We start from the raw sequence: 25,379 nt of genomic DNA on the forward strand, positions 1-25,379 counted from the left end.
CGTGGTGGACAACGCCGCCGACTATCGCATCGAGCACGACACGATGGGCGAGGTGCGGGTGCCCGCATCGGCGCTCTACCGGGCACAGACCCAGCGAGCCGTCGAGAACTTCCCGATCTCGGGCGCGGGCCTCGAGCCCCAGCAGATACAGGCGCTCGCACGCATCAAGAAGGCCGCCGCACAGGCGAACGCGCAGCTCGGCGTGCTCGACTCCGCCATTGCCGAGGCGATCGAAGGCGCCGCCGACGAGGTCATCGCCGGCGTTCACAACTACGCCGAGCACTTCCCGGTCGACGTGTATCAGACCGGCTCCGGCACCTCGTCGAACATGAACATGAACGAGGTGCTCGCCACCCTCGCGACGGGCCGGCTCGGCAGCGCGGTGCACCCCAACGACCACGTGAATGCCTCGCAGTCGTCGAACGACGTCTTCCCGACATCCGTGCACATCGCGGTCACCGCAGCACTCATCGACGAGCTCATCCCGGCGCTCGACCATCTCGCCGTCGCCCTCGAGGCGAAGGCCGCACTGTGGGCCGGCGTCGTGAAGGCCGGCCGCACCCACCTCATGGACGCGACCCCGGTCACGCTCGGCCAGGAGTTCGGCGGCTACGCCCGCCAGGTTCGGCTCGGCATCGAGCGCGTGCGCACCGCCCTCCCCCGCGTCGCCGAGGTTCCGCTCGGCGGCACGGCCGTCGGTACCGGCATCAACACCCCGGCCGGTTTTCCGCAGCTCGTGATCTCACTGCTGCAGGCCGAGACCGAGCTCCCGATCACCGAGGCCGCCGACCACTTCGAAGCCCAGGCCAACCGCGACGGACTCGTCGATGCCTCCGGCGCGCTGCGCACGATCGCTGTGAGCCTCACGAAGATCGCGAACGACATCCGCTGGATGGGCTCCGGCCCGAACACCGGTCTCGGCGAACTGCGCATCCCCGACCTGCAGCCCGGCTCCTCCATCATGCCCGGCAAGGTCAACCCCGTCGTTCCCGAGGCAGTGCTCATGGTGTGCGCACGCGTCATCGGCAACGACGCGACGATCGCGTGGGCCGGGGCATCCGGAGCCTTCGAACTCAACGTGCAGATTCCCGTCATGGGCACGGCGCTGCTCGAATCGATCCGCCTGCTCTCCAACTCGGTGCGAGTGCTCGCCGACAAGACCATCGACGGCCTCGAGGCCGACGTCGACCGCACGACCGCCCTTGCCGGCATGTCGCCGTCGATCGTGACCCCGCTCAACAAGCTCATCGGCTACGAGGCGGCGGCGAAGATCGCGAAGCACTCGGTCGCAGAGGGCGTCACGGTGCGCGAGGCCGTGATCGCCCTCGGCCACGTCGAGCGCGGCGACCTGACGGTCGAGCAACTCGACACAGCCCTCGACCTGCTGTCGATGACGCGCCCGCCGCAGGCCTGACCCCGGGCGAATCGCCGCGCGTCTCACCCCGGGCGAATCGCCGCGCGATCGCACACTGTAGGACGAACGCGGCAATGTAGGACGCCGCCACGTGCGGGCGTCCTACATTGCCGTCATCGTCCTACAAACCCCCTGGCGCTGCCACGATCTGACGCCCGAACGATCGACGCCCCAACGGCCTGGCGCCCGAACGCCCTGACGCCGTGGCGCTCCTACGCCAACTCGTGGCCGTCGAGCATCTCGGAGACGAGTGCCGCGATCGCCGAGCGCTCCGATCGACTGAGCGTGATGTGGGCGAAGAGCGGATGCCCCTTCAGCGTCTCGATCACGCTGGCGACGCCGTCGTGGCGGCCCACCCGCAGATTGTCGCGCTGGGCGACGTCGTGCGTGAGCACCACCCGCGAGTTCTGGCCGATGCGGGAGAGAACGGTGAGCAGCACGTTCCGCTCGAGCGACTGCGCTTCGTCGACGATCACGAACGCGTCATGCAGCGAACGACCGCGGATGTGCGTGAGCGGCAGCACCTCGAGGATGCCCCGGTCGATGACCTCTTCGAGGACGTTGTCGGAGACCACCGACCCCAGCGTGTCGAACACCGCCTGGCCCCAGGGGTTCATCTTCTCGCCCTGGTCGCCCGGCAGGTATCCGAGCTCCTGGCCGCCGACCGCGTACAGCGGGCGGAACACCATGATCTTCTTGTGCTGCTGCCGTTCGAGCACCGCCTCGAGTCCGGCGCACAACGCGAGCGCCGACTTGCCGGTGCCCGCGCGCCCGCCGAGCGAGAGGATGCCGATCTCGGGGTCGAGCAGCAGGTCGATCGCGAGCCGCTGCTCGGCCGAGCGCCCGTGCAGTCCGAAGACCTCGCGGTCGCCGCGCACGAGCCGCACCTCGCGCTCGCCGACGACCCGGCCGAGCGCGGAGCCCCGATCGGAATGGATGACGAGCCCCGTGTTGATCGGCTGCTCGAGATCGGCGCCGACCGTCAGTCGCTCCTGCTCGTAGAGCTTGGCCATGTCGACCGAGCCGAGGTCGAGTTCGGCCATGCCGTTCCAGCCCGAGTCGATCGCGAGCTCGTGCCGATACTCCGCGGCGTCGAGGCCGATCGAGGCGGCCTTCACGCGCAGCGGCAGATCTTTCGACACGACCGTCACTGCAAGGCCCTCGCTCGCGAGGTTGAGCGCACACGCGAGGATGCGGGAGTCGTTGTCGGAGAGCCGCAGACCCGACGGCAGCACGCTCTGGTCGGTGTGGTTCAGTTCGACGCGGAGGGATCCGCCGTCGCCCACCGTGATCGGGAAGTCGAGTCGCTCGTGCTCGATGCGCAGCTCATCGAGGATGCGCAGCGCCTGCCGGGCGAAGTACCCGATCTCGGGGTCGTTCCGCTTGGCCTCGAGTTCCGTGATCACGACGACGGGCAGCACGACGGCGTGCTCGTCGAAGCGGAACAGTGCCTTCGGATCCGAGAGCAGCACCGAGGTGTCGAGCACGTACGTGCGCTCCTGCTGTGCTGCCGCGGCCCCCGCCGCGAGATCGGTCGACTTGGAGGTAGAGAGTGACACGCCAGCTCCCGCCCCGAGCAAAGCTCGGCATTCCGCGCCGGCGGTGATCCTCCCACGAGCGGTTCACGAGCCGACTCGAACAGATGATTTACCTGTTGAGCCGAACCTACGTCCGTCTCGCGAGAACGCGGGAAGCGACACGCGGCAGGTCATCTCCCGTTCACATTCGAACAGCGGATGCCACGTGCCCGAGTCCGTCGACGCGTATCAGTAGCTCGCCGCCGTGGCGTAGGAGACGAACGCGGCGCGCAGCATCTCGAGCGTCTCCTCGGAGGTCGCGGCGTGCACCGAGAGCCGGATCCGCCCCTGCCGCATCGTCGCCGTGACGCCGTGGTTGTGCAGCGAGGCGGTGAGCAGGGTGACCTGCTCGGCCGGTGGTTCGAGCACCACGATGCCCGCGCGCTCGCGCTCGTCGCGCGAAGAGACGACGGCGATCGCGAACTCGTCGGCGAGCTCGATGGTCTGGCTGACCCGCACGGCCATCGCGGCGTTGATCTCGGCGACGCCGACGTCTGCGATCTCCTCGAGACTCGCGGCGAACCGGGCCTCGGCGACCGGGTCGGGGTTCGAGATACGGAAGGCGCGCGCGTCGGACGCCGGCGGCGGCACCTCGCCCCATGGCTCCTCCGTCTCGGTGCCCGTGAAACCCGAGAACACCGGTGTCAGCTGCTCGAGCGCTCGCGCAGAGAGTGCCATGAACCCGGTGCCCCAGCCCGCGCGGCACCACTTCTGGCCACCGGTCAGCACGACGTCGGCGACCTCCCACGGAGCGTCGACGACACCGAAGCCCTGGATCGCATCGACGATCAGCAGTCGATCGCCGATGACCTGCCTGATGCCCTCGATGTCGCAGAGATAGCCCGAGCGTGAATCGACGAGGCTCACCGCGACTGCGGCGACATTCGATTCGAGCTGCCGGCGGATCTGCCCGGGGGTCACCTTGCCGTGGTCGGTCTCGAGCCACACCGGTTGCACGGTGTGCAGCGCCTCCTGCGCCCGCACCGCCGCGATCGGCAGGCTCGGGAACTCGCCGGCCGACAGCAGCACGCCGCCGGTGAGGCCGAACATCGCATGCATGATGCCCGTCGTCGTGTTGGACTGGAACACGATGCGGTCGGCCGGGAACCCCGTCACGGCCGACGCCGCGGCTCGCACCCGCGCGTCCTGCTCATCGAATTCGTCGAGGCTGCCGTGACGGGCACGCTGCAGCAGCTGGATGAAGACGAGCGACTCCTCGGCCGCGTCCGTCGAGAGCGGGCCCACCCGGCCGTAGTCGAGGTAGCCCGGTTCCTGGGTGAACCCCGAGGTGAAATCGTCGATGGTCACGTGTGCGTACCCCTTTCGTCGAGGCTGAGTCGATCGAGTCTGGGTCGATCGGCGGACAGCGTCTGCCGGAACATGGCGGTCCGGGTCATCCGCCGAATCTGCGATGGCGTCTGGTGTAGTCGCGAAGGGCGCGCAGGAAGTCGACCTTGCGGAGGTCGGGGCCGAGTGCCTCGACGAAGTAGAACTCGCTGTGCGCCGACTGCCAGAGCATGAAGTCGCTGAGCCGCTGCTCGCCCGAGGTGCGGATGACGAGATCGGGGTCGGGCTGCCCGCCGGTGTAGAGGTGCTCGCCGATGAGGTCGGGCGTCAGCCGCTCCGCGAGGTCTTCGAGGCTGCGGCCCTCGGCGTGGTGCGACGCGACGATCGAACGCATCGCGTCGGTGATCTCCTTGCGGCCGCCGTAGCCGACGGCGAGGTTCACGTGCAGGCCGCGCTTGTCGGCGGTTCGGTGCTCTGCGGCATCGAGCGCCGCGACGAGCGGCTCGGGGAGACCGGTATCCGACCCGACATGCTGTACGCGCCAGTCGCGGTAGTGCGAGAGCTCCTCGGCGAGTTCGGCGATGATCTCGATGAGGTCGGCGAGCTCGGCGCTGGGCCGGTTGCCGAGGTTGTCGCTCGAGAGCAGGTAGAGCGTGACCGTCTGGATGCCGGCGTCGTCGCACCATTCGAGGAACTCGCGCATCTTCGCCGCACCCGCACGGTGCCCGTGGGCAGCGGTGTCGTAACCGAGCTGCTTCGCCCAGCGCCGGTTGCCGTCGATGATCATCGCGACATGACGCGGCATGGCCTCGGGGTCGAGTCCGCGCCGGAGCCGGTTCTGATAGAGGCGGTAGAGGATGCCGCGACCGAGGGGCTGATCGCTCGTCTGCACGGGACTACGCTACCCCTCCGGCGCATCCGACGCTCACAGCCGGCCGTGACCGGCGAGGTCTTACGCTGTGACCATGACCTCGAAGCGCCGCCACGCATCACGCGATGCCGTGGAAGACCTCTCTCGCCCCGTCGCCGAGGACGACCCGAGCGACCTCGCGGTCACGCGTGACGAGCACGGCTCCGACCTGCCGAACATCCCGCTGCTCGACGACTCGCTCTCCCACGCCGAAGAGGTCAAGCCGAGCTGGCGTGGCTGGATCCACGCCGGCACCTTCCCCGTGACGATCGCGGCGGGCATCGTGCTCATCGTGCTCGCCGAGGGCGCCCCTGCGAAGTGGGCCTCCGCCGTCTTCGTGCTCTCGTCGATGCTGCTCTTCGGCAACTCGGCGCTCTACCACCGATTCGACTGGCAGCCGAAGACCAAGCTCCTGCTGAAGCGCATCGACCACGCCAACATCTTCCTGCTCATCGCGGGCACCTACACGCCGCTCGCGATCCTCGCCCTTCCGCCCGACAAGGGCTGGCTGCTGCTCGGCATCGTCTGGGCGGGCGCGCTCGCAGGCATCGGCTTCCGCGTGTTCTGGATCGGTGCACCGCGGTGGCTCTACGTCGCGCTCTACCTGTTGCTCGGCTGGGCGGCCGTCATGTACCTCGGCGACCTGCTCGCCGCGAATGCCGCGATGATGGTGCTCGTGATCGTCGGCGGCCTGCTCTACACGGGCGGCGCGATCGTCTACGCACTCAAGAGACCCAACCCGTGGCCCGGGGTCTTCGGCTTCCACGAGATCTTCCACACCTGCACGGTGCTCGCCTTCATGTGCCACTGGACGGCGACCCTGCTGATCGCGATCGCGCCGGTCTTCCACGCCGGCTGAGCGTCTCGCGAGACCTCGATCAGCGAGCGGATGCCTCGTCGGGGCCCTGATCGGACGGTCGGGGCTCGGAGGAGCCCTGGTCTTCCGGCGGCAGCGCGCCCGAGGCATCCGTCATCTGGCCGTCGGCCTCGGCCATCTCGGCATCGCGCGCCTCGGCCGCGAGCCGCTCGCGCACGTCGATGCGGTAGTTCGTACGGCGGATGCGGCGGACCATGTCGAGGATCAGCAGCAGCACCACGAGCATGATGAGGAACGTGATCACGAATCCCCAGATGCCGGGAGTCACCGTGTCGGGGTCGAACTCCTCGTCTTGCGCCAGGAAGGTCAGGGCGGGCAGAACGAGCATCGGGACTCTCTTTCACGCTTGCACGGATTCACGCCTGCACGGGCGGGTTCTCAGCCTCACGTGGCGCGTTAGGCTTGAGGTCAAGCCTAGACGATCGACCCCGAGGAGCCCGCGGTGACTGCGCCCCAGCACGACGCGCTCGACGCGCGCTACGGGCGCACCCGCTCGCATCGCACCCGCGACCGGCTGCTGCTCATCGGCGGTGCCGTCGCCTTCGCGATCGTGCTCGTCGCCTGGGTGATCTGGGCCGGACTCGACGGTCAGAAGCCGCAGATCGAGGTCACCGACACGGGTCACCGCCTCATGAACGACGAGCGCGCGGTCGAGGTCAGCTGGAACCTCTCGGTGCCGCCCGGCAACGAAACCGCCTGCGTCGTGCAGGCGCTCAACGAGGATTTCACCGTCGTCGGCTGGAAGGTCATCGAGGTTCCCGCTTCGGAACGACACATCCGCACGCTCACCGAGACGGTGCGGGTCGCTCAGGAGGCCAACACCGGTTTGATTTACGAATGCTGGCTCACCTAAAATAAGAGATTCGCTCCGACGACCGTCGGGGCGTCACGTCTATCCGGCGTGCGGCAGCGAACATGCAGCCGCGCCGGAAGCCGGACTCGGGCCGGCAACCCAGACACGGAGTGTGCATCATGGCGCAGGAAGCCACCGTCACCTGGCTCACCCAAGAGGCCTACGACCGCCTCGCAGCGGAGATCGAGCAGCTCTCCACCAACGGCCGCGAAGAGATCGCCAAGCGCATCGAAGCCGCGCGCGAGGAGGGCGACCTCAAGGAGAACGGCGGCTACCACGCCGCCAAAGACGAGCAGGGCAAGATGGAGGCGCGCATCCGTCAGCTCAAGGAGCTGCTCCGCACCGCCGAGGTCGGCGACGCTCCGGAGTCCACTGGCGTCGTCGAGGCCGGAACCGTCATCACCGCGATCATCGCCGGTGACGAAGAGACCTTCCTCATCGGCAGCCGCGAGATCGCGGGCGACTCCGAGCTCGATGTCTGGAGCGAGCAGAGCCCGCTCGGTGCAGCGATCCTCGGCCTGAAGATCGGCGAGAAGACCAGCTACACCGCGCCGAACGGTCGCGAGATCGCGGTCGAGGTCACTGGCGTCGAGACCTGGGGCGGCCAGTAGTCGGTCGGCGCCCGACGTGAGCTGCGCTGCGGCCGACTACTCGTTGTAGACGACGGGCTCGTATCCCGCTCGCCGCAGCACCTCGACGACCTCGGTGCGGTGCTCGGGCCCGCGCGTCTCGACCGAGAGCTGGAGCTCGACCTCCGAGATCTGCAGTCCCGACCCGTGGCGGGTGTGCAATACCTCGATGACGTTCGCGTTCGCCTCGGCGAGGAGCTCGGCGATGCGTGCGAGCTGGCCGGGGCGGTCTGGCAGGCCGATGCCGAGCGTGAGGTACCGGTCGGATGCTGCGAGCCCGTGCGCGATCACGCGCTGCATGAGCAGGGGGTCGATGTTTCCGCCGGACAGGAGGGCGACCACCGGCCCGTCGGAGGCGATCTGGCCCGTCATGATCGCGGCGACTGAAACCGCGCCGGCGGGTTCGACGACGAGCTTCGCGCGTTCGAGGAGCACGAGGAGGGCGCGGGCGATGTCGTCTTCAGAGACCGTCACGATCTCGTCGACCGCCTCGCGGATGATCTCGAAGTTCAGCTCACCGGGTCGGTAGACGGCGATGCCGTCGGCGATCGTCGGCACGACGGGCACCCGCTGCGGGGAACCCGCCGCCAGGGATGCCACGTACGGCGCCGCGTTCTCAGCCTGCACCCCGATGACGCGGATCGTCCGCCCGAGCTGCGCAGCACGCTGCTTGACGGCGCTCGCGATGCCCGCGGCCAGGCCTCCCCCGCCGATCGGCACGACGATGGTCGCGACATCAGGGGTCTGCTCGAGGATCTCGAGACCGAGCGTGCCCTGGCCTGCGATCACGTCGGGGTGGTCGAACGGCGGAATGATGACGGCCCCGGTCTCGTCGGCGAACGCGGCCGCCGCTTCGAGCGTCTCACCGACCGAGTCGCCGCGAAGCACGACATCGGCGCCGTAGGCACGGCTCGCCTCGAGTTTCGGCAGCGCGACGCCGACCGGCATGAAGATGGTCGCGCTGATGCCGAGCTCGCGGGCGGCGAACGCCACGCCCTGGGCGTGGTTGCCGGCAGAGGCGGCCACGACCCCGCGAGCACGCTCCGCCTCGGTCAGCGCCGCGATGCGGTGATAGGCGCCGCGGAGCTTGTAGGAGCCCGTGCGCTGCAGGTTCTCGCACTTCAGGTAGACGGGTACGCCGAGCTGTCTCGCGAGGAATCGGGACGACTCCATCGGCGTCTGGCGGGCGACGGCCGACACGATCGCACGGGCGCGCTCGAAATCGTCGAGGCCGGGCCCTGCGATCGTGGTCGTGGTCGTCACTGGCTCATTCTCCTCGTGTGTAGGCGGGGCGTTGCGGCACCGTGCGCCAGAGCGCCGATCGCACCGGCGGCGGCGGATCGGCGTCGTTCTTCCACGACCCGCTCGCGACCGAGAGGATCATGACGTTCAGGACGGCGGCGACCGGCACGGCGAACAGGGCGCCGGGGATGCCGGCGAGGAGCGATCCCGTCGCGACGGCGACAACGACGCCGAGCGGATGCACCTTCACGGCGGTGCCCATGATGAGCGGCTGCAGTACATGACCCTCGACCTGCTGCACGAGCAGCACGATGCCGAGCATCACGAGCGCGATGACGGGGCCGTTGTAGACGAGCGCGACGAAGACCGCGAGCGCGCCCGTGACCACGGCTCCGACGATCGGGATGAACGAACCGAGGAAGACGAGGATGGCGATCGGCACGGCGAGCGGCAGGCCGAGGAAGAAGGCACCGAGGCCGATGCCGATCGCATCGATCGTGGCGACGAGGATCTGCACCCGCACGAAGTTGCCGAGGGTGGCCCAGCCGGCCTGGCCCGCGGCGTCGATCGCCGCGCGCCCCCGGCGCGGGAAGATGCCGACGATCCAGTTCCAGATGCTGCGACCGTCGATGAGGATGAAGAGCGTCGCGAACAGCGCGAGGAGCATGCCCGCCAGGAAGTGGCCGAGGCTCGAGCTCAGCGAGAGCGCTCCGCTCACGAGCAGGCCGCTGTCTTGCTGCACCGAGCTGATCACCTGCGCGACGACGTCGTTGAGCTGCTGCTCGGTGATATGCAGCGGCCCCTCGAGCAGCCACTCCCGGAATGCGTCCCAGGCGACGAGCGACTGCGCTGCGAGCTCGTCTGAGCCCCGCACGATCTGCGAGATTCCGAGGGTGAGGAGGCCCCCGACCACGATGAGGGCGGAGAGCATCGCGGCCGTGACGGAGAGCCACTTCGGCCAGCGGTGCTTCTGCAGGAAGCCCGAGAACGGCACGAGCAGCGCGCCGACGAGCACGGCGACGAGGATCGGGATGACGATGAGCCGCAGCTGGATGATCAGGAAGACCAGCACGGCGAGCACGCCGCCGATGAGCAGCAGCCGCCACGACCAACCGGCCGCGAGCCGCACCCCGAACGGAATGCTGCCCGTGACGTCGCGCGGGGCGGCCTCCGGCCGCTGCGCGGCCGGTGACGTCGTCGACGTGCGCGACAACCGGCGTCGTTTCCGCGCCGAGGGGTCTGTCATCGTCCCAGTCTAGGCGGGGCATATGGCCGGGGCCGCATGGGCAGCGGATGCCGCGGGCTCACCGTTTCCGGCAGTGTCGGTCGTTCCCGCTATCGTCGACGGCAAATGGTCGACATCGTCAGTACAGCCCTCGCCCGCCGCATCGCACTGGCCGCGCAGGGGTTCGCGCGCCCGCTCCCCGCGGCCCCCGGCACACGCGCCGTCAACGGGGTCATCGATCGACTCTCCCTGCTGCAGATCGACTCGGTCAACGTGTTCGAGCGCAGCCACTACCTGCCGGCGTTCAGCCGGGTCGGCGCCTATGACCGCGCCGCGCTCGACCGCATCACCACCGGGCGCCGGGGGCGCATGGTCGAGTACTGGGCGCACCAGGCCGCCTTCATCCCCCGTGAGCTCTGGCCGCTCTTCCACTTCCGCCGCGCGGCGTTCCGTGCCAATGGCAGCGATTGGGGCGGGTGGGTCGCTCAAGACGCCCCGCTGGCCGAGTGGCTCAGGGCCGAACTCGCGGCGAACGGCCCCATGCGGGCGAGCGAGATCGAGCACGACGCCAACGAACGACGGGGGCCGTGGTGGGGCTGGTCCGACGTCAAGCGCACGCTCGAGATGATGTTCCGCACCGGCGACGTCGTGTGCGTCGAGCGGCGACGTTTCGAACGCGTCTACGCGCTGCCCGAGCAGGCGCTGCCCGGCGAACTGCTCGACACCGCCCCGCCCGAGGCCGACGCGGTGCGAGAGCTCGTGGCGCTCGCGGCATCCGCTCAGGGCATTGCGACCGAGGCCGATCTCGCCGACTACTGGCGCATGAAGCGTGCCCCCGTGCGGCAGGCCATCACCGAGCTCGAAGAGGCCGGAGTGCTGCTGCCGGTCGAGGTTCCCGGGTGGAAGACCGGGGCGCGTCAGACACCGGCCTGGTTGCATCGCGACGCGAAGCGGCCGCGCCGCATCGAGACCGCCGCGGTGCTCTCGCCGTTCGACCCGGTCGTGTGGTTCCGTCCGCGCACCGAGCGGCTGTTCGACTTCCACTACCGCATCGAGATCTACACGCCCGAGCCCGACCGCAAGTTCGGGTACTACTCGCTGCCCGTGCTCATGGACGACCGCGTGGTCGGTCGGGTCGACCTGAAGAGCGACCGGCAGGCCGGGGTACTGCGCGTGCAGTCGGCCTGGGCCGAGCCGGGGGCGCCGGCCGACACCGCAGCACGGCTCGTGCCGGTGCTGTGGCGAGCAGCCGCCTGGCAGGGTCTCGACGACGTGACCGTCACCGGGCGGGGTGACCTCTCCCCTGCCCTTGCTGCCGAGCTCGGCGCAGACGATCCAGCAGCGACGGCAGCTCACCCATGGCCGTGAACGTCGTCACGGCGCCGGCCGCGACCAGTGCCGCCGGTGACGTGCTCGTCGGGCCGTCCGGGGTGAAGCCGAACACCGACGCACCCGCTGCGACCCCGGCGGTCACGCCCGCGACCGAGTCCTCGACCACGGCCACCGTTGCCGGATCGACGCCGAGCGAGTCGGCCGCCGCGAGGTAGACATCGGGAGCCGGCTTGGTTCGCGCGACCTCCATGCCGCTGAAGACCCGGTTCCCGAACGCCCTGTCGAGCCCGGTCGCACGGAGCTGGAACTCGACCTTCGCACGGTCGGCGCCGGTCACGCACGCGAAGCGATCGCCGACCCGCTCGCGAACCCCCTCGATCGCCTCGAAGATTCCGTCGACGGCCTCCAGCCCGCCGCGCAGTGCCTCGTTCCGTCGTTCTCGGAACTCGTCGAGCCATGCCTCGTCGATGCGAACACCGGTGTGCTGCTCGATGATCCGCCACTCGTCTTTCAGCCCACGCCCGATGAAGCGCCTGACGCACTCCTCGTCGGTGATCTCCCAGCCGAGCTCGTGCAGCATCCCGTGCAGGACTCGGTTGGTGATGGGCTCGGAGTCGACGAGAACTCCGTCGCAGTCGAAGAGCACGGCGGAGAACGGGGCGTGGTGATCTGACATCGCGCGACCACACTACCGCTCCGGGCGGCACCTGCCGCCCGGGCTCGCACAGCCTAGAACGCGCCGCCCATCTGCTCGAGTCGCTTGATGCGCTCGGCGATCGGAGGGTGCGTGGCGAAGAGCTTGTCCATGACGCCGGGCTTCAGCGGGTCGGCGATCCAGAGGTGCGCCATCGACGAGTTCTGCCGCTTCATGGGGCGCCCGTAGGCTTCGAGCTTCTCGAGGGCGCTGGCGAGCGCGTCGGGGTGCCTGGTGGTCATCGCGCCCGTGGCATCCGCGAGGTATTCACGCTGGCGAGAGACGGCGAGTTGCACGAGGCTCGCGACGAGCGGGGCGATGAGCATCGCGACGAGACCGAAGATCATGACGATCGGGTTGCCGTTGTTGTTGCCGCGACCGAAGAACGCCATGCGCACGAGCATGTCGGAGATGAAGCCGACGGCGACGACGAGGCCGAACACGATCATCGAGAGCCGGATGTCGTAGTTGCGCACGTGGCCGAGCTCGTGGGCCATGACGCCCTCGAGCTCGGCGTCGTCCATGATCTCGAGGAGGCCGGTCGTCGCTGCGACCACCGCGTGCTCGGGGTCACGGCCGGTCGCGAAGGCGTTGGGCGCGGGGTCTGAGATGACGAACACGCGCGGCATCGGGGTGCCGGTCGTGATCGAGAGGTTCTCGACGGTGCGCCAGAGACGCGGGTGATCGGCCTTCGAGTGCAGCTCGACCGCTCCCGACATCGAGAGCGCCTGCCGGTCGGCCGTGAAGTACTGGAACAGCGCGTACGCGCTCGCGATCACCACGGTCACGATGACGATCGTGATGTTCTGGTAGATCGCCGCCGCCAGCCATCCCAGCCCGCCGATGATGGCGAGGAAGAACAGGATGATGAAGACCGTGTTGCGCTTGTTCTTGGCTATCGCGCGGTACAACGCCGACCCTTAGAACTGCACGCGCGGCGGTTCTGCGATCGCCGCGGGCTCCGTGACTTCGAAGAAGTCGCGCTCGTGGAAGCCGAGGCCGCGCACGAACAGGGTGTTCGGGAAGACCTTGATCTTCGTGTTGAGCTCGCGCACGCCGCCGTTGTAGAACCGTCGGGACGCCTGGATCTTGTCTTCGGTGTCGACGAGCTCGGCCTGCAGCTGCAGGAAGTTCTGGCTGGCCTGCAGCTGCGGGTACGCCTCTGCGACCGCGAAGATCGACTTCAACGCCTGCTGCATGTGGTTCTCGGCGGCACCGGCTTCGGCCGGGCCCTGCGCCGACAACGTCTCGGCGCGCGCCTTCGTGACGGACTCGAAGACCGATCTCTCGTGCGCGGCGTAGCCCTTGACCGCCTCGATGAGGTTCGGGATCAGGTCGGCACGACGCTTCAGCTGCACCGTGATGTCGCTCCACGCCTCGTCGACCCGCACGTTCAGCGTGACGAGGGAGTTGTAGGTCGCCCAGAGGTAGATGCCGATGATCACCACGAGCGCGACGACGATGATGACGGGGATGAGCCATTCCATGGCACGGACTCCTAAGCGCTGAGCGATGTTTGCTGTGAGGTCGAGTGTACCGAGCAACCCTCGGTGCGAGCTGGGCTTCCCATGAGACTCGGAGGAAACCGGAGGGGCCTCTCCGGGCGAATACGGCGTTGACAGCGTGGCGCACGCGGCGAATGATTCAGCACATGACGACGAATTCGGATGCCGCGGCCGCAGCAGCGCCCGGCGCCGCGGTCATCGTGCAGAACCTGACGGTGGTTCGCGGCGCCACGCCGGTGCTCGACCGGCTCTCGCTCGCCGTGCCACGCGGCCGCATCATCGGGCTGCTGGGTCCGAGCGGCAGCGGAAAGACGACGCTCATGCGTGCGATCGTGGGCGTGCAGATCGTGAAGTCCGGCACGATCGAGGTGCTCGGCCTCCCGGCGGGGAGCCGGCCCCTCCGCACCCGCATGGGGTACGTCACCCAGCAGGCGAGCGTGTACGACGACCTCTCGGTGCACCAGAATCTCGCGTACTTCCGTCGCATCCTCGGCGCACCGGCATCCGATGTCGACCGCGTCATCGAACGCACCGAGCTCGGCGCGGTCGCCGGCCGACTCGTGGGCTCGCTCTCGGGCGGGCAGCGCAGCCGGGTCTCATTGGCCGCTGCGCTGCTCGGCGCACCGCAAGTGCTCGTGCTCGACGAGCCCACCGTCGGGCTCGACCCGGTGCTCCGCGTCGAATTGTGGGCGCTGTTCCGCAGCCTCGCCGACGACGGGGCGACGCTCCTCATCTCGAGCCACGTCATGGACGAGGCGAAGCGGTGCGATCGTCTCCTGCTCCTCCGCGAGGGTGCGCTGCTCGCCGACGACACCGTGCAGGGCGTACTGCAGGTGACCGGCACCGATGACGTCGAGCAGGCGTTCCTCCGCCTCATCGAGCGAGGCGAGCCCCACCTCCGGCCCGCGAGCGAACCGGAGCCGCTGCGATGAACCTCTCACGCACGTTCGCGACCGCCGGTCGCGTGCTCGGCCAGATCCGCCACGACCCCCGCACGATCGCGCTCCTCCTCGTGGTGCCGAGCCTGCTCATCGGCCTCGTCGCCTGGATCTTCGTCGACACCGACCTCTTCACCGACATCGGCCCGGCGATGATCGCGCTCTTCCCGTTCATCGTGATGTTCCTCGTCACGAGCATCTCGACGCTCAGGGAACGCCGCAGCGGCACCCTCGAACGGCTCCTCTCGATGCCGATGGGCAAGGGCGACTTCATCCTCGGCTACGCGCTCGCGTTCGGTCTCCTCGCCGTGTTCCAGACGGCGATCGCCGTGTCGTTCGCCGTCTGGGTCTGCGGGCTCGAGATCGAGGGCTCGATCTGGCTGCTCTTCGCCGTCGCGGTCGCCGACGCCCTGCTCGGCACCTCCCTCGGACTCCTCGCGAGCGCGTTCGCGCGCTCGGAGTTCCAGGTCGTGCAGTTCATGCCGCTCATCGTCTTCCCGCAGATCCTGCTCGGCGGCATCTTCATCCCGCGCGATCAGCTGCCCGAAGCGCTCGAGGTCATCAGCGAGTGGCTGCCACTGAGCTTCGCGATCGATGCACTGCAAGCCGTCGCTGCCGACTCCGAGAGCGCGGCGTGGATCGCGGCGAAGCTCGCCGTGATCATCGCGTGGATCGTCGGGTCGATCGTGCTCGGCTCGGTCACGCTGCGCCGGCGGACTCCCTAGCCGTGTCGTCGGCAACGATGTCGGCCGCGACACCGTCGCCGAGCACGTGATCGAGGTAGGCGTTCGAGAATCGGCGATCGGGATCGAGCTCATCGCGCACCCGCAGGAAGTCGTCGAACCGGGGGTACACCTCGCGCAGCGACTGCGCGTTCTGGGTGTGCAGCTTGCCCCAGTGCGGCCGGCCGCCGTAGCCGCGCATGATCTCCTCGACGCCCGCGAAGTACTCGCGGTGGTTCTCACGGAAGTAGCGGTGCACGGCGATGTAGCCGCTCTCGCGCCCGTACGCGGTCGAGAGCCAGTTGTCGTCGGATGCGGCGGCACGCACCTCGATCGGAAAGCTGATGCGCCAGCCCTTCCGCTCGATGAGCGCCCGCACCTCGCGGAACGCGTCGGGCACGGCTTCGAGCGGCACCGCGTACTCCATCTCACGGAACCTCACGCTGCGGTGCGTCGTGAACACGGCGGGCGAGAAGTCGCTGAAGTCGCGGTCGCCCGAGTGCCTCGTGACCGCCTCGGTCAACCTGGCGAGTGTGGACGTCGTGCCGGGCGCCACGCGACCGGTCGCGGCCACCGCCCGGAAGAGCCCGTTGGCGAGCACCTCGTCGTCGAGCCACCGCGACGCACGGCCCAGCGGACGGCGCGGCGCGTCGCCCGGAAGTCGCGTGTTGGTCTTGGTGAGCGCCGTGGCCGTGTGCGGGAACCAGTAGAACTCGAAGTGGTCGGCGTCGCGAACGAGCTCATGCCAGTGGTCGAGCACTTCGTCGATGGGCCTCGGCCGCTCGACGGCGTGCAGCACGTACCGCGGCACGAGCTGCAGGGTCACGTCGACGAGCACGCCGAGCGCTCCGAGGCCGAGGCGAACGGCGGGCAGCAGCTCTGGGCGCTCGGACTCACTGACGGTGATGAGCTCGCCGGTACCGGTCACGAGGCGGGCGGCGACGATCTGAGTTGCGAGGCCGCCGAACCCGAGACCCGTGCCGTGCGTGCCCGTCGAGGTCGCCCCCGAGATCGTCTGACGGTCGATGTCGCCCATGTTCTCGAGGGCGAGGCCGTAGGGCGCGAGCAGTTCGGGCAGTTCGTGCAGGCGAGTGCCTGCGCCGAGAGTGACCCGGCCCGTGGCGGCGTCTGCGTCGAGCACGCCGCTGACGCCGGTCATGTCGAGCTGCACGCCGGGCGTGACCGCGATGCCGGTGAAGCTGTGGCCCGATCCGACCGGCTTGATGCGCAGGCCGGAGGCCGCGGCGGCCGCGACCGCCCGCTGCACTGCCTCGGCGCCGGCCGGACGCTCCACGCGGAGGGGGCGCACCGCCTCCGTGCGACTCCAGTTGCGCCACACGGCTCCCGTCGCGGTCATTCGATCGTCCTCTCCACGCGTTCCTGCTCGCTGCGCCCGTCGGCTCCTGTCTCTGTCACAGGAACGCCTTCCCCTCGCCCCGATAGCTCGGGATGGTATCGACGACTTCGCCCGCATCGACCAGGGCGAATTCGTTCAGATGTTCTGCCAGCTCGCCCGACTTCGTATGGCGCAGCCACACCCGGTCGCCGACCTTCATGCGCCGGGCCGCCGCGCCGCTCACCGGGCTCTGCACCTCTCCGGCCATCTCGCGCGGCTCCAGCACGAGCCCCTCCGGCCAGGCGATCTTCGGGAGCCGGTCAGGTGCGGGCGGGCCTGAGGCGATCCAGCCACCGCCGAGGATCGTCGCGTGATCGCGGCTCGGTCGGCGCACGATGTCGAGCGCCCAGGCGGCGGCGGGTGCGGGCGTGAAGTGCTGGTATCCGTCGAAGAGGTGCCCGCCGAAGATGCCCGACCCTGCCGCGATCTCGGTCACCGAGGCATCCGCCGCCGTGGCCTCGAGCGAGCCGGTGCCACCGCCGTTGACGAACTCGAGCGGGGCGATCTCGCGCACGGCGGCCACCGCGCGGCCGCGGCGTTCACGCAGCTCGGGCATCGAGCGCGACTGCATCCAGCGGTTCACGGCACCGTCGATCGGCCGGCCGGCCGGACGGTTCACGACTCCGGCGATCTGCGCCTCGTAGGCCATCATGCCGACGAGTTCGAAGCCGGGTCGCTTCACGATGTACGCGGCGAGCGCTGCGGCGTCTTCCGGCGCGTGCACCGGCGACCGGCGGACGCCGAGGTGGCCGAGCAGCGGCGCGTTCCACGACGCGTCGAGCTCGAGGCACACGCGAATCGATTCGCGCCTGCCCGGCGGCAGCACCGCGTCGACGAGGTCGAGCTGGGCCGGCGAATCGACCATGAGCGTCACCCGGCGGGCGAGCTCGGGATCGGACGCGAGCCTGCGGATGCTCGCCCGCTCGGCCGTCGGATAGCCGACCACGATGTCGTCGACCGCCTCGGCGAGCCAGAGCGCCTCGGAGAGCGTATATGCGAGCACGCCGTGGTAGCCGGGCATCTCGAGCAGCGCTTCGACGATGCCGCGCACGCGCAGCGACTTGGATGCGACGCGGATCGGCGTGCCGTTGGCGCGCCGCAGCATGTCGAGCGCATTGTGCCGCAGCGCACCCAGGTGGAGCGCGCCGACGGGAGCGTCGAGGTGCGCGGTGGCGGCGGTCAGCGACGGCCAGTACCGTTCGGGCCGCAGCCAGTCCGCGGCATCCGTCGCCGGCGTGCCGGTCTTGAGGAGATCGATGGTCATCAACGTACGCTCCTGACCTGGGCAACGGCGAAGGCGCCGGCGAATGAGAACGCCGCGCCGAGGAGGAAGACGAGCATGAACGAGCCCGAGACCACGACCGCGGCGGCGCCGATCATCGGGGCGATCGCCTGCGGCACCGCCGAGGCGATGTTCATGATGCCGAGGTCCTTTCCGCGTGATGCGGCGTCGGGCAGCACCTGGGTCGCGAGGGCCTGGTCGACGGAGAGGAAGCAGCCGTAGCCGAGGCCGAGGAGCCCCGCGGCGACCATCGCGACCGTGAGGTCGGGGAAGAGGCCGAGCATCAGCGCCGCGATGCCCTGCAGCGCCGAGGCGATGAAGACGAACAGCTTGCGGCGGCCGAGCCGGTCGGAGAGCTTGCCGAGCAGCAGCGAGGCGCCGATCACGAACACCATGTAGATGAGCGTCAGCACGATGAGGTTGTCTGCTGCGTTGGCATCGTTCAGCTGGAACATCAGGAAGTAGAGCAGCAGGCTCGTGCCGAGCGCGTTGCCGACTGAGACGAGCACGCGGCTGAGCAGGGTCCAGCCGAAGTCGGGGTGCTTGCGAGGGCTGATCCAGAACCCGGTGAGCATGCCCTTCGCGGTGACCCGCTCGCGCTCGATCGGTGCGAGCGGCTCGTCGGCGCGGAACAGGAACGGCACGGTCAGCACGACGAGAATCACCGCGAGCAGCACGTAGCCGAGCGAAGCGTCGGTGACGAGCTCGGTCACGAGCACGAGACCGACGATGATGCCGACCGCCTGCGGCGCAGACATCCAGCCCGAGACGAAGCCGCGCTGATTGACGGGCACCTGGTCGGAGATCGTCGCGGTGAGCGCGGCGGTCATGATGCAGAAGCCGACGGATGCCGCGACCCACGTCGCCCCGATCGCCCAGATCTCGGTCTGCACGCCGAGTGTGACGAGCGAGAGGCCGAAGACGATCGCGCCGATCGCGATCCACGGCCGACGACGGCCGAACCGCGAGGTCGTGCGGTCGGAGATCGCACCGGTCAGGGGGTAGGCGATGATCGTCGCGATCGCGGCGATGCCCGAGATCGTGCCGAACGCGACGACGCTGTCGACCCAGTTCTCGGGTTGGAGCTGCGCATCGATCTGCGCGGGGAGCAGCAACTGCACCGGCGTGAGCTGAGCCATCCAGATGCCGAGCCAGACGGTCGCGAACGAGGCGATCCAACCGGCGGAGACGCGGCGGACCGGCTCGCCGAGCGCAGCGGTCGTGGGATGCGCCGCAGGGGACGCGGAATCGAGGCTCGTCATCGGGGCTCGGCCATTCTCGAGAGGGCGTCGGCGGCCGCGTGCGCGATCGCCCGTGCGACATCGTCGTCGCGGGTGACGAGCCACGTGAGAGTGAGCCCGTCGGTGAAGGCGATGAGCACCCCGGCGACCTGCGCGACCGGTGTGGTCCACACCGCGCCCGCGAGTTCGGCGGCCGCTTCGAGCGATCGGCCCGCGAGCTCGGAGTATCGGGCATACTGCGCAACGGCGAGCGGGTGCCGCTCGGGCGACCGCAGCGCGTACTGGGTGAGCTCGAGCATCGCCTGCTCGTGCTCGGGATCGGCGCGGAGGTGATCGAAGTAGCGCAGCAGGCCGGCCTCGAGGGTCTCGCGGAGGCCGAGTCCCTGGAGGTCGCTCGGCAGCACCGCCTCCTGCTCGCTGGCGACGACCGTCGTGATGAGCTCGTCGATGAGCTCGTCGCGCGAATCGAACGCGTAATGGAAACTCGCGAGCGACATGCCGGCCTCGGCCACGATCGCTCGGGTCGTCGCGTGCGCGATGCCGCGCTGCGACACCACACGCAGCGCCGCCTGCACGAGTGCAGCGCGCCGCTCGGAAGCGGGAATGCGGGCCATGCGTCTCCTCTCGACACCTTCGACGACTGAAGTGGGACAAACGTCCCAGTTGCCTAAGTATGCACGAAAACCGTTACTCTCGCAGCATGCGCCTCGGAGTCCTCGACGTCGGTTCCAACACGGTGCACCTGCTCGTCGTCGAAGCGCACGCCGGCGCGCGCCCCATTCCGACAGCCTCGCACAAGTCGGTATTGCGCCTCATGCGCTATCTCGAACCCGACGGCTCGATCAACGCCGAGGGCGTTGCCGCGATCCTCACCGCGGTGGGCGGCGCGGCATCCGCTGCTCGCGAGGCCGGGCTCGACGAACTGCTCGCGTTCGCGACCTCCGCCATCCGCGAAGCCGCGAACGGCGAGGCAGTGCTCGATCTCGTCGAGCGTGAGACCGGCGTGCACCTGCAGGTGCTCTCGGGCGACGACGAGTCGCTGCTGACCTACCTGGCGGTACGCCGCTGGTACGGCTGGTCGGCCGGGCGCCTCCTGGTCTTCGACATCGGCGGCGGGTCGCTCGAGCTCGCGCAGGGCATCGACGAGGTGCCGGATGTCGCGCGGTCGCTCCCCCTCGGCGCCGGGCGCTCGACGATCTCCTTCCTGCCCGACGATCCGCCCTCGCCCGAACAGGTCGCACGGCTGCGGGCCCACGCGCGCGACGTGCTCGCAGAGGCCGTCGAGCCGTTCGCGTCCCTGCCCTCGCCGAACCACGTCGTCGGCTCCTCCAAGACGATCCGCTCGCTCGCCCGGCTCGCCGGCAGCGTCGAAGACGGCTTCGGCGACTCCGAGCGCAGCATCCTCACCCGTGATGGGCTCGACGATTGGACGCCGCGGCTCGCGAGGATCCCCGCCGACGCCCGGCCCGCTCTGCCGGGAATCACCGCCGACCGCACGTTCCAGATCGTCGCGGGGGCGGTCGTGCTCTCCGAGACGATGCGCGCCTTCGGCGTCGACGAGCTCGAGGTCTCACCGTGGGCGCTCCGTGAGGGGCTCATCCTCAGGAGACTCGACCGGCTCGTCTGAGGCGCTCGACCGATCAGGAGTGCGCCCGATCGATCAGGAATGGAGAAGCGCTCGGGCGCGGCATCCGAATAGCCTGAAGTCGACGCCCCGCTCATCGCGCGGCACGGAGCGAGAACCGGAAGGATCACGACGATGGCGAAGACCGACACCTCCGACGGACTGAGCAAGGAAGAACGCGACGCGGTCAAGCAACGCGCCAAGGAGCTTCGCGAGCAGCAGAAGGCCGGCAAGAACCGTGCAGCAGGCGAGAAGGCGGTGCTCGACGCGATCGCCGCACTCGAACCCGAAGACAAGCCGCTCGCCGAGGGGTTCTACAAGGTCGTCAGCGAGGTCGCGCCCGCGCTCGTGCCCAAGACGTACTACGGCATGCCCGGCTTCGCGAACAGCGACGGCAAGATGCTCGTCTTCATCCAGCCCGCCAAGAAGTTCACGACGCGCTATGCGACGATCGGGTTCGAAGACCGCGCGAACCTCGACGACGGCGACCTGTGGCCCGTCGGTTTCGCGGTGCGCCGCTGGACGCCCGCAGTCGAGGCAACGGTCACCGAACTCGTGCGCAAGGCCGTCGGCTGACGCTGCTCACGCCGCACCGTCGGTGCTCCCGCTGGGACTCGAACCCAGACTGAAGCGAGTTTAAGTCGCCTGCCTCTGCCGATTGGGCTACGGGAGCGCGGCGCCGCCCGGAAGGGCGGCGCCGCGTCACAGCATAGCGGCGCATCACGGCGCCGTCCGGGTCGTCGCTACTTGGCGGCGACCGCCTCTTTCTTGGCCGAAGCACCCGATTTCGCGGCGGGCGCGGCCGTCGGGGCAGGAGCCTCGACCGCCGGGGGCTTCGGACGTGCGGCGAACAGCTCGAACTGCGCTCGCGGCTGCTGCACGGCGCTCAGCGAGACGATGTCACGGCCGAGCCAGAAGTTGTTCCACCAGCCCCAGAACACGCGGAACTTGCGCTCCCAGCTGGGCATGGCCAGACCGTGGTAGCCGCGGTGCGCGAACCAGGCGATGAGGCCCTTCAGCGCGAGCTTGCCCGACTGGAACACGCCCGAGCCGATGCCGAGACCGGCGACCGCACCCAGGTTCTTGTGGAAGTACTCCTTCGGCTCCTCACCTCGGAGCACGGCGACGATGTTCTTCGCGAGCAGCTTGCCCTGGCGCACGGCGTGCTGTGCGTTCGGCACGCAGTAGCCGCCGACGCCGCCGCCGCTGAGGTCGGGCACCGCCGAGATGTCACCGGCCGCCCAGGCGTCGGCCACGAAGTCCTCGTCGTCGCCGACGCGGAGGTCGGCGCGGGTCTTGATGCGACCGCGCTCTTCGACGGGCAGGTCGCTCGAGCGCACGATGGCGGGGTTCGCCATGACCCCGGCCGTCCAGACGATGAGGTCGGTCTCGAAGCTCTCGCCCGTCGACAGTTCGATGACGCCGTCGACCGCGCTCGTGAGCTGCGTGTCGAGGTGGATCTCGGCACCGCGCTGGGCGAGGTGCTTGATGACCCAGTGGCTCGTCTCGAGCGAGACCTCGGGCATGATGCGCCCCATCGCCTCGATGAGGTGGAAGTGCGTCTCATCGAAGGTGAGCTGCGGGTAGTACTCGAGCAGCGAGCTCGCGAACGAGCGGAGCTCGGCGAACACCTCGATGCCCGCGAACCCGCCGCCGACCACGACGAAGGTGAGCAGGCGCTCGCGCTCGGGACCGGGGGGAAGGTTCGAGGCCTTGTCGAAGTTCGTGAGGACGCGGTCACGGATGGCGACCGCCTCTTCGACCGACTTGAGTCCGATCGCGTTGTCGGCGATGCCCGGGATCGGGAAGGTGCGCGAGACCGCGCCGCCGGTGACGACGACGACGTCGTAGTCGAACTGCCACGGTTCACCGAACTCGGGCGTGATCGTCGCAGTCTTCGCCGCGTGGTCGATGCGGGTGACCTTCGCGGTCACGACGTTCGTCTTCTTCAGGTGCCGGCGCTGCGCGACGACCGAGTGACGCGGCTCGATCGAGCCGGCTGCGACCTCGGGCAGGAACGGCTGGTACGTCATGTAGGGCAGCGGGTCGACGATCGTGACCTCTGCCTCGCCGTTACGCAACCACTTCTCGAGCTTCCACGCCGTGTAGAACCCCGCATAGCCACCGCCGACGATGAGAATCTTGGGCACGGTGAATGGACTCCTCAGTTTCGGAATGTGCGGGCTGAATTTCGTGCGATCACTGCTCGCGATTGCGGACAGTCCGCCTGGTATGCCGAGTGGCGCCGATGCCCAACAGCGCTGCTAGCGTACCAAACCCTGCAACAAGTGAGAGCGGCACGGTGATGTAGGCGAGCGTCCACTGCGTCGGAAGCAGTGTCTGACCGCCGTCGGAATGGGGTAAGGGAGGATCGGCGACCGGCACGATCGGTTGCGTCTCGCCACTCTGGTCGGGCGCCTCGACCTCCGCTCGACGGTGCAGAGTGATCCAGTCCGCAAGGGAACCGAGCGGGTTCTCGTCGACTTTCGGCACGTCGGTCGTCAGCGCGACGACCGGGTCGATCAGGCCGTACCCGTAGAGCGCGCTCGGCACCTTCTGGCCGTTGGGGTCGGCGGTCTTGATGAGTCGATTGATGACGTTGGCCGCGTCGAGCTCGGGGAACTCCGACCGGATCAGGGCGACGAGGCCCGACACGATGGGCGCGGCGCCGCTCGTCCCGTCCCACTGCACATGGCTGCCGTCGGGCAGGATGCCGACGAGATCCTCGCTCGGTGCGGCGACGGCGATCGAAATGCCCTGTGAACTCGCGTCGAAGCTCGCATTCTTCGCCTTGTCGACACCAGCGACCGCCAGCACGCCGGGGATCGTCGCGGGTGCACCCACCTGGCTCGTGCCGCTGCCGCGGTTTCCCGCCGCCGCGACCACGACGACGTCGTGGTCGAACGCGTACATGAACGCGTCGTCCCAGCTCTCGGGCCAGTCGGGAGTGTTCCGCGTCAAGGACATGTTGATCACGTCGGCGCCGTTGTCGACCGCCCAACGCACGGCCTCGGCGATCTGCTCGTCGTTCGACTTCACCGCCCCCGTCTCCTGACCGAAGGCCACCGAGACGGTGAGCAGGTCGGCCTCGGGGGCGGTGCCGATCACGCCGCTGCCCTCCCCCGTGCCTCGACCGGCGATGAGTCCGGCGACCATCGTGCCGTGCGTCGAGTCCTCGCCGACCGGGGTCTGCCCGTCGGGAGTGCCGAGGCCCGAGACATCCGTGCCGCCGACGACCGCACCGCGAAGCTCGGCGACGTTTCCGTTGACGCCCGTGTCGATGATCGCCACGGTGACGCCCTTGCCGCGCGAGGTGTTCCACGCAGTGGTGAAGCCGTAGTCGGTGAGCCAGTACTCGTAGTCGCGCACGAGGTCGGCGCGCGCGGCGCCGCCTCCGGCGAGCGCGAGCATCGTCGCTGCCGCGATGGTCGCCAAGGCCTTCACGACGAAGGACGCCTGCTTGCGGGCGCGCGGGGCGCGATCCGAACGCGCGCGGCGTTCGGATCGGCCCGGTCGCGATGTCAGGATCACCCGGCCGGCCCTCCGGCGGCCTCGGCGACAGGCGCGTCGTCGACGCCGTAGTCGGGGCAGCGGCAGACGTCGGGCGACCAACTCGAACGCTCGAGCGCGATGTCGCCGATCGGGTTCGCACCGGGGCCGGCCGCGAGAGAGTGCGCAACGAGTGCGTGCAGGCACTTGACGCGGCTCGGCATGCCCCCCGCGGAGATGCCGTCGAGCTCGGGCACGACGGCGATCGAATCGCGGTCGGCGAGGTAGTCGCGGTGGGCCCGGTCGTACGCGCCGGCGATCTCGGCGTCATTCGCGAGCAGGTCGGTGCACTCGACCATGAGCTGCGCGGCCTCGAGGAACGACATCGCCGCAGTCGCCGCTTGATGCGAGAGGTAGTAGAAGGTCGGGAACGGCGTGCCGTCGGAGAGACGCGGGGCGGTGGCGACCACCGTCGGCGCCCCGCACACGCACCGGGCGGCGATGCCGACGACGTCACGGGGTTCGCGCCCGAGCTGCGCCGTGACGATGCGCAGATCGCGCTCGCTGACCGGTTCGAACGGCGGGCGGGTCATCGGTTCTCCTCGGCGGCTGGCGCGGCTGGCGGGGTCGTGGACGCCGGATCGACAGCCGGCGCTGCGTCGGGAGCGAGCCCCGCGGTGAGCACCGAGTCGAGGAGCGTCTGCATCCAGTCTCCCTTCGATTCGGTCACCTCGGCCGAGACCCCCGCTGTGGTGTCCGTCTTCGCCGCTGCCGTTCGGTCGTCGATGACGAGGTAGCTCACCTCGCCCGGCATCACGTAGTACAGACGCTCGCGCGCCTGGGTCACGATGAACGTGTCGTCGTTCCAGCGCTCGCGTTCGTCGCGAAGCCGCTGCACCTCCTCCTCCTGCGCGGAGACGGCGGCGCGAAGCTCGGCGATCTGCTGCCGTTGCTGTGCGAACGCCGCGATGGTCGGCGCGAGCACCACGACGGCGAGCACGAGCACTCCCATCATGATGAGGGAGAAACCTGAGAAACGGATGCCGCTGAGCCAGCCGGCACCGCCGGAACCGCCGGAACCGTCGGGCCGTCGTGGGGCGCGGCCGGAGCGACCGGTCTCGTCTGGCATCGCCCCTCCTCAT

General features: G+C 69.2%; 26 protein-coding genes and 1 tRNA gene. 9 read left to right on the forward strand and 18 right to left on the reverse strand.

The window, feature by feature from the left end:
- The first annotated feature begins 43 nt into the window (after window positions 1-43).
- A complete protein-coding gene (locus FHG54_RS13445; RefSeq protein WP_233437916.1) occupies window positions 44-1,414 on the forward strand; it encodes a class II fumarate hydratase in 1,371 nt (456 codons plus the stop codon).
- 212 nt (window positions 1,415-1,626) lie between these two features.
- On the opposite strand, the gene FHG54_RS13450 is transcribed toward FHG54_RS13445, so the two are convergent.
- From FHG54_RS13450 to FHG54_RS13460, 3 genes are all read right to left on the reverse strand, one after another.
- The gene (locus FHG54_RS13450) at window positions 1,627-2,973 is read right to left on the reverse strand and encodes a PhoH family protein (protein ID WP_232331541.1); all 1,347 of its coding nucleotides are present in this window, start codon (window positions 2,971-2,973) and stop codon (window positions 1,627-1,629) included.
- A gap of 207 nt (window positions 2,974-3,180) precedes the next feature.
- A complete protein-coding gene (locus tag FHG54_RS13455; RefSeq protein ID WP_139417720.1) occupies window positions 3,181-4,299 on the reverse strand; it encodes an aminotransferase class V-fold PLP-dependent enzyme in 1,119 nt (372 codons plus the stop codon).
- An 85-nt stretch (window positions 4,300-4,384) separates the two neighbouring features.
- Window positions 4,385-5,170, reverse strand: coding sequence for an isoprenyl transferase (locus tag FHG54_RS13460; RefSeq protein WP_139417721.1), 786 nt, complete (start codon window positions 5,168-5,170; stop codon window positions 4,385-4,387).
- 73 nt (window positions 5,171-5,243) lie between these two features.
- On the opposite strand from FHG54_RS13460, the gene trhA reads away from it, so the two are divergent.
- On the forward strand, window positions 5,244-6,047 hold the full coding sequence (gene trhA, locus FHG54_RS13465) for a PAQR family membrane homeostasis protein TrhA (protein ID WP_139417722.1): 804 nt from the start codon (window positions 5,244-5,246) through the stop codon (window positions 6,045-6,047).
- 19 nt (window positions 6,048-6,066) lie between these two features.
- Here the strand turns inward: trhA and FHG54_RS13470 are convergent, their stop codons facing one another.
- Window positions 6,067-6,393, reverse strand: coding sequence for a hypothetical protein (locus FHG54_RS13470; RefSeq protein WP_139417723.1), 327 nt, complete (start codon window positions 6,391-6,393; stop codon window positions 6,067-6,069).
- 114 nt (window positions 6,394-6,507) lie between these two features.
- On the opposite strand from FHG54_RS13470, the gene FHG54_RS13475 reads away from it, so the two are divergent.
- Both FHG54_RS13475 and greA read left to right on the forward strand, forming a co-directional pair.
- Window positions 6,508-6,918, forward strand: coding sequence for a DUF4307 domain-containing protein (locus tag FHG54_RS13475; protein ID WP_168197181.1), 411 nt, complete (start codon window positions 6,508-6,510; stop codon window positions 6,916-6,918).
- Between the two features lie 119 nt (window positions 6,919-7,037).
- The gene (gene greA, locus FHG54_RS13480) at window positions 7,038-7,529 is read left to right on the forward strand and encodes a transcription elongation factor GreA (protein WP_139417725.1); all 492 of its coding nucleotides are present in this window, start codon (window positions 7,038-7,040) and stop codon (window positions 7,527-7,529) included.
- Window positions 7,530-7,565: 36 nt separating this feature from the next.
- Here the strand turns inward: greA and ilvA are convergent, their stop codons facing one another.
- Window positions 7,566-8,810, reverse strand: coding sequence for a threonine ammonia-lyase (ilvA, locus tag FHG54_RS13485; protein WP_198165943.1), 1,245 nt, complete (start codon window positions 8,808-8,810; stop codon window positions 7,566-7,568).
- Between the two features lie 4 nt (window positions 8,811-8,814).
- On the reverse strand, window positions 8,815-10,035 hold the full coding sequence (locus FHG54_RS13490) for an AI-2E family transporter (RefSeq protein WP_139417726.1): 1,221 nt from the start codon (window positions 10,033-10,035) through the stop codon (window positions 8,815-8,817).
- Window positions 10,036-10,140: 105 nt separating this feature from the next.
- Here FHG54_RS13490 and FHG54_RS13495 point away from each other — a divergent pair, with 105 nt between their 5' ends.
- Window positions 10,141-11,382, forward strand: a complete 1,242-nt coding sequence (locus tag FHG54_RS13495; protein ID WP_139417727.1) for a winged helix-turn-helix domain-containing protein — start codon at window positions 10,141-10,143, stop codon at window positions 11,380-11,382.
- On the opposite strand, the gene FHG54_RS13500 is transcribed toward FHG54_RS13495, so the two are convergent.
- From FHG54_RS13500 to FHG54_RS13510, 3 genes are read right to left on the reverse strand one after another with little or no spacing between them, the layout of a single operon-like run.
- Window positions 11,294-12,022, reverse strand: coding sequence for an HAD family hydrolase (locus FHG54_RS13500; protein ID WP_139417728.1), 729 nt, complete (start codon window positions 12,020-12,022; stop codon window positions 11,294-11,296). The genes FHG54_RS13495 and FHG54_RS13500 overlap by 89 nt on opposite strands.
- A gap of 53 nt (window positions 12,023-12,075) precedes the next feature.
- Window positions 12,076-12,951, reverse strand: coding sequence for a M48 family metalloprotease (locus FHG54_RS13505; RefSeq protein WP_139417729.1), 876 nt, complete (start codon window positions 12,949-12,951; stop codon window positions 12,076-12,078).
- A gap of 9 nt (window positions 12,952-12,960) precedes the next feature.
- Window positions 12,961-13,527 (reverse strand): LemA family protein, encoded by a 567-nt coding sequence (locus FHG54_RS13510; RefSeq protein WP_139417730.1) that lies wholly within the window; start codon window positions 13,525-13,527, stop codon window positions 12,961-12,963.
- Between the two features lie 164 nt (window positions 13,528-13,691).
- Between FHG54_RS13510 and FHG54_RS13515 the strand changes: the two genes are divergently transcribed.
- Window positions 13,692-14,477, forward strand: a complete 786-nt coding sequence (locus tag FHG54_RS13515) for an ABC transporter ATP-binding protein (RefSeq protein WP_233437779.1) — start codon at window positions 13,692-13,694, stop codon at window positions 14,475-14,477.
- Window positions 14,474-15,208 carry an ABC transporter permease gene (locus FHG54_RS13520; protein WP_139417732.1) on the forward strand — a complete coding sequence of 245 codons (735 nt, stop codon included), beginning with the start codon at window positions 14,474-14,476 and terminating at the stop codon, window positions 15,206-15,208. The genes FHG54_RS13515 and FHG54_RS13520 overlap by 4 nt, the downstream gene beginning before the upstream one ends.
- On the opposite strand, the gene FHG54_RS13525 is transcribed toward FHG54_RS13520, so the two are convergent.
- The 4 genes from FHG54_RS13525 to FHG54_RS13540 are packed head-to-tail and all read right to left on the reverse strand — an operon-like array spanning window position 15,183 to window position 19,738.
- Window positions 15,183-16,562, reverse strand: a complete 1,380-nt coding sequence (locus tag FHG54_RS13525; protein ID WP_139417733.1) for a D-arabinono-1,4-lactone oxidase — start codon at window positions 16,560-16,562, stop codon at window positions 15,183-15,185. The genes FHG54_RS13520 and FHG54_RS13525 overlap by 26 nt on opposite strands.
- A gap of 55 nt (window positions 16,563-16,617) precedes the next feature.
- The gene (locus FHG54_RS13530; RefSeq protein ID WP_139417734.1) at window positions 16,618-17,865 is read right to left on the reverse strand and encodes an amino acid deaminase/aldolase; all 1,248 of its coding nucleotides are present in this window, start codon (window positions 17,863-17,865) and stop codon (window positions 16,618-16,620) included.
- Window positions 17,865-19,145, reverse strand: a complete 1,281-nt coding sequence (locus FHG54_RS13535; RefSeq protein WP_139417735.1) for an MFS transporter — start codon at window positions 19,143-19,145, stop codon at window positions 17,865-17,867. Before FHG54_RS13535 ends, FHG54_RS13530 begins: the two co-directional genes overlap by 1 nt.
- On the reverse strand, window positions 19,142-19,738 hold the full coding sequence (locus FHG54_RS13540; protein ID WP_139417736.1) for a TetR/AcrR family transcriptional regulator: 597 nt from the start codon (window positions 19,736-19,738) through the stop codon (window positions 19,142-19,144). Before FHG54_RS13540 ends, FHG54_RS13535 begins: the two co-directional genes overlap by 4 nt.
- A gap of 86 nt (window positions 19,739-19,824) precedes the next feature.
- Here FHG54_RS13540 and FHG54_RS13545 point away from each other — a divergent pair, with 86 nt between their 5' ends.
- On the forward strand, window positions 19,825-20,751 hold the full coding sequence (locus FHG54_RS13545) for a Ppx/GppA phosphatase family protein (RefSeq protein ID WP_139417737.1): 927 nt from the start codon (window positions 19,825-19,827) through the stop codon (window positions 20,749-20,751).
- Between the two features lie 132 nt (window positions 20,752-20,883).
- Window positions 20,884-21,324, forward strand: coding sequence for an iron chaperone (locus FHG54_RS13550; RefSeq protein WP_139417738.1), 441 nt, complete (start codon window positions 20,884-20,886; stop codon window positions 21,322-21,324).
- A gap of 23 nt (window positions 21,325-21,347) precedes the next feature.
- On the opposite strand, the gene FHG54_RS13555 is transcribed toward FHG54_RS13550, so the two are convergent.
- The 5 genes from FHG54_RS13555 to FHG54_RS13575 all read right to left on the reverse strand — a co-directional run bounded on the left by FHG54_RS13555 (window position 21,348) and on the right by FHG54_RS13575 (window position 25,366).
- Window positions 21,348-21,421: transfer RNA gene (locus FHG54_RS13555), tRNA-Leu, on the reverse strand.
- A gap of 70 nt (window positions 21,422-21,491) precedes the next feature.
- Window positions 21,492-22,898: an NAD(P)/FAD-dependent oxidoreductase gene (locus tag FHG54_RS13560; RefSeq protein WP_139417739.1), complete on the reverse strand. Its 1,407-nt coding sequence runs from the start codon at window positions 22,896-22,898 to the stop codon at window positions 21,492-21,494.
- 49 nt (window positions 22,899-22,947) lie between these two features.
- Window positions 22,948-24,192 carry a S8 family serine peptidase gene (locus FHG54_RS13565; protein WP_233437780.1) on the reverse strand — a complete coding sequence of 415 codons (1,245 nt, stop codon included), beginning with the start codon at window positions 24,190-24,192 and terminating at the stop codon, window positions 22,948-22,950.
- Window positions 24,193-24,275: 83 nt separating this feature from the next.
- Window positions 24,276-24,830: a DUF501 domain-containing protein gene (locus FHG54_RS13570; protein ID WP_139417740.1), complete on the reverse strand. Its 555-nt coding sequence runs from the start codon at window positions 24,828-24,830 to the stop codon at window positions 24,276-24,278.
- A complete protein-coding gene (locus FHG54_RS13575) occupies window positions 24,827-25,366 on the reverse strand; it encodes an FtsB family cell division protein (RefSeq protein WP_139417741.1) in 540 nt (179 codons plus the stop codon). The genes FHG54_RS13570 and FHG54_RS13575 overlap by 4 nt, the downstream gene beginning before the upstream one ends.
- Window positions 25,367-25,379: the final 13 nt, after the last annotated feature.

This window comes from Agromyces laixinhei (genome assembly GCF_006337065.1).
In the GTDB taxonomy this organism is placed as follows: domain Bacteria; phylum Actinomycetota; class Actinomycetes; order Actinomycetales; family Microbacteriaceae; genus Agromyces; species Agromyces laixinhei.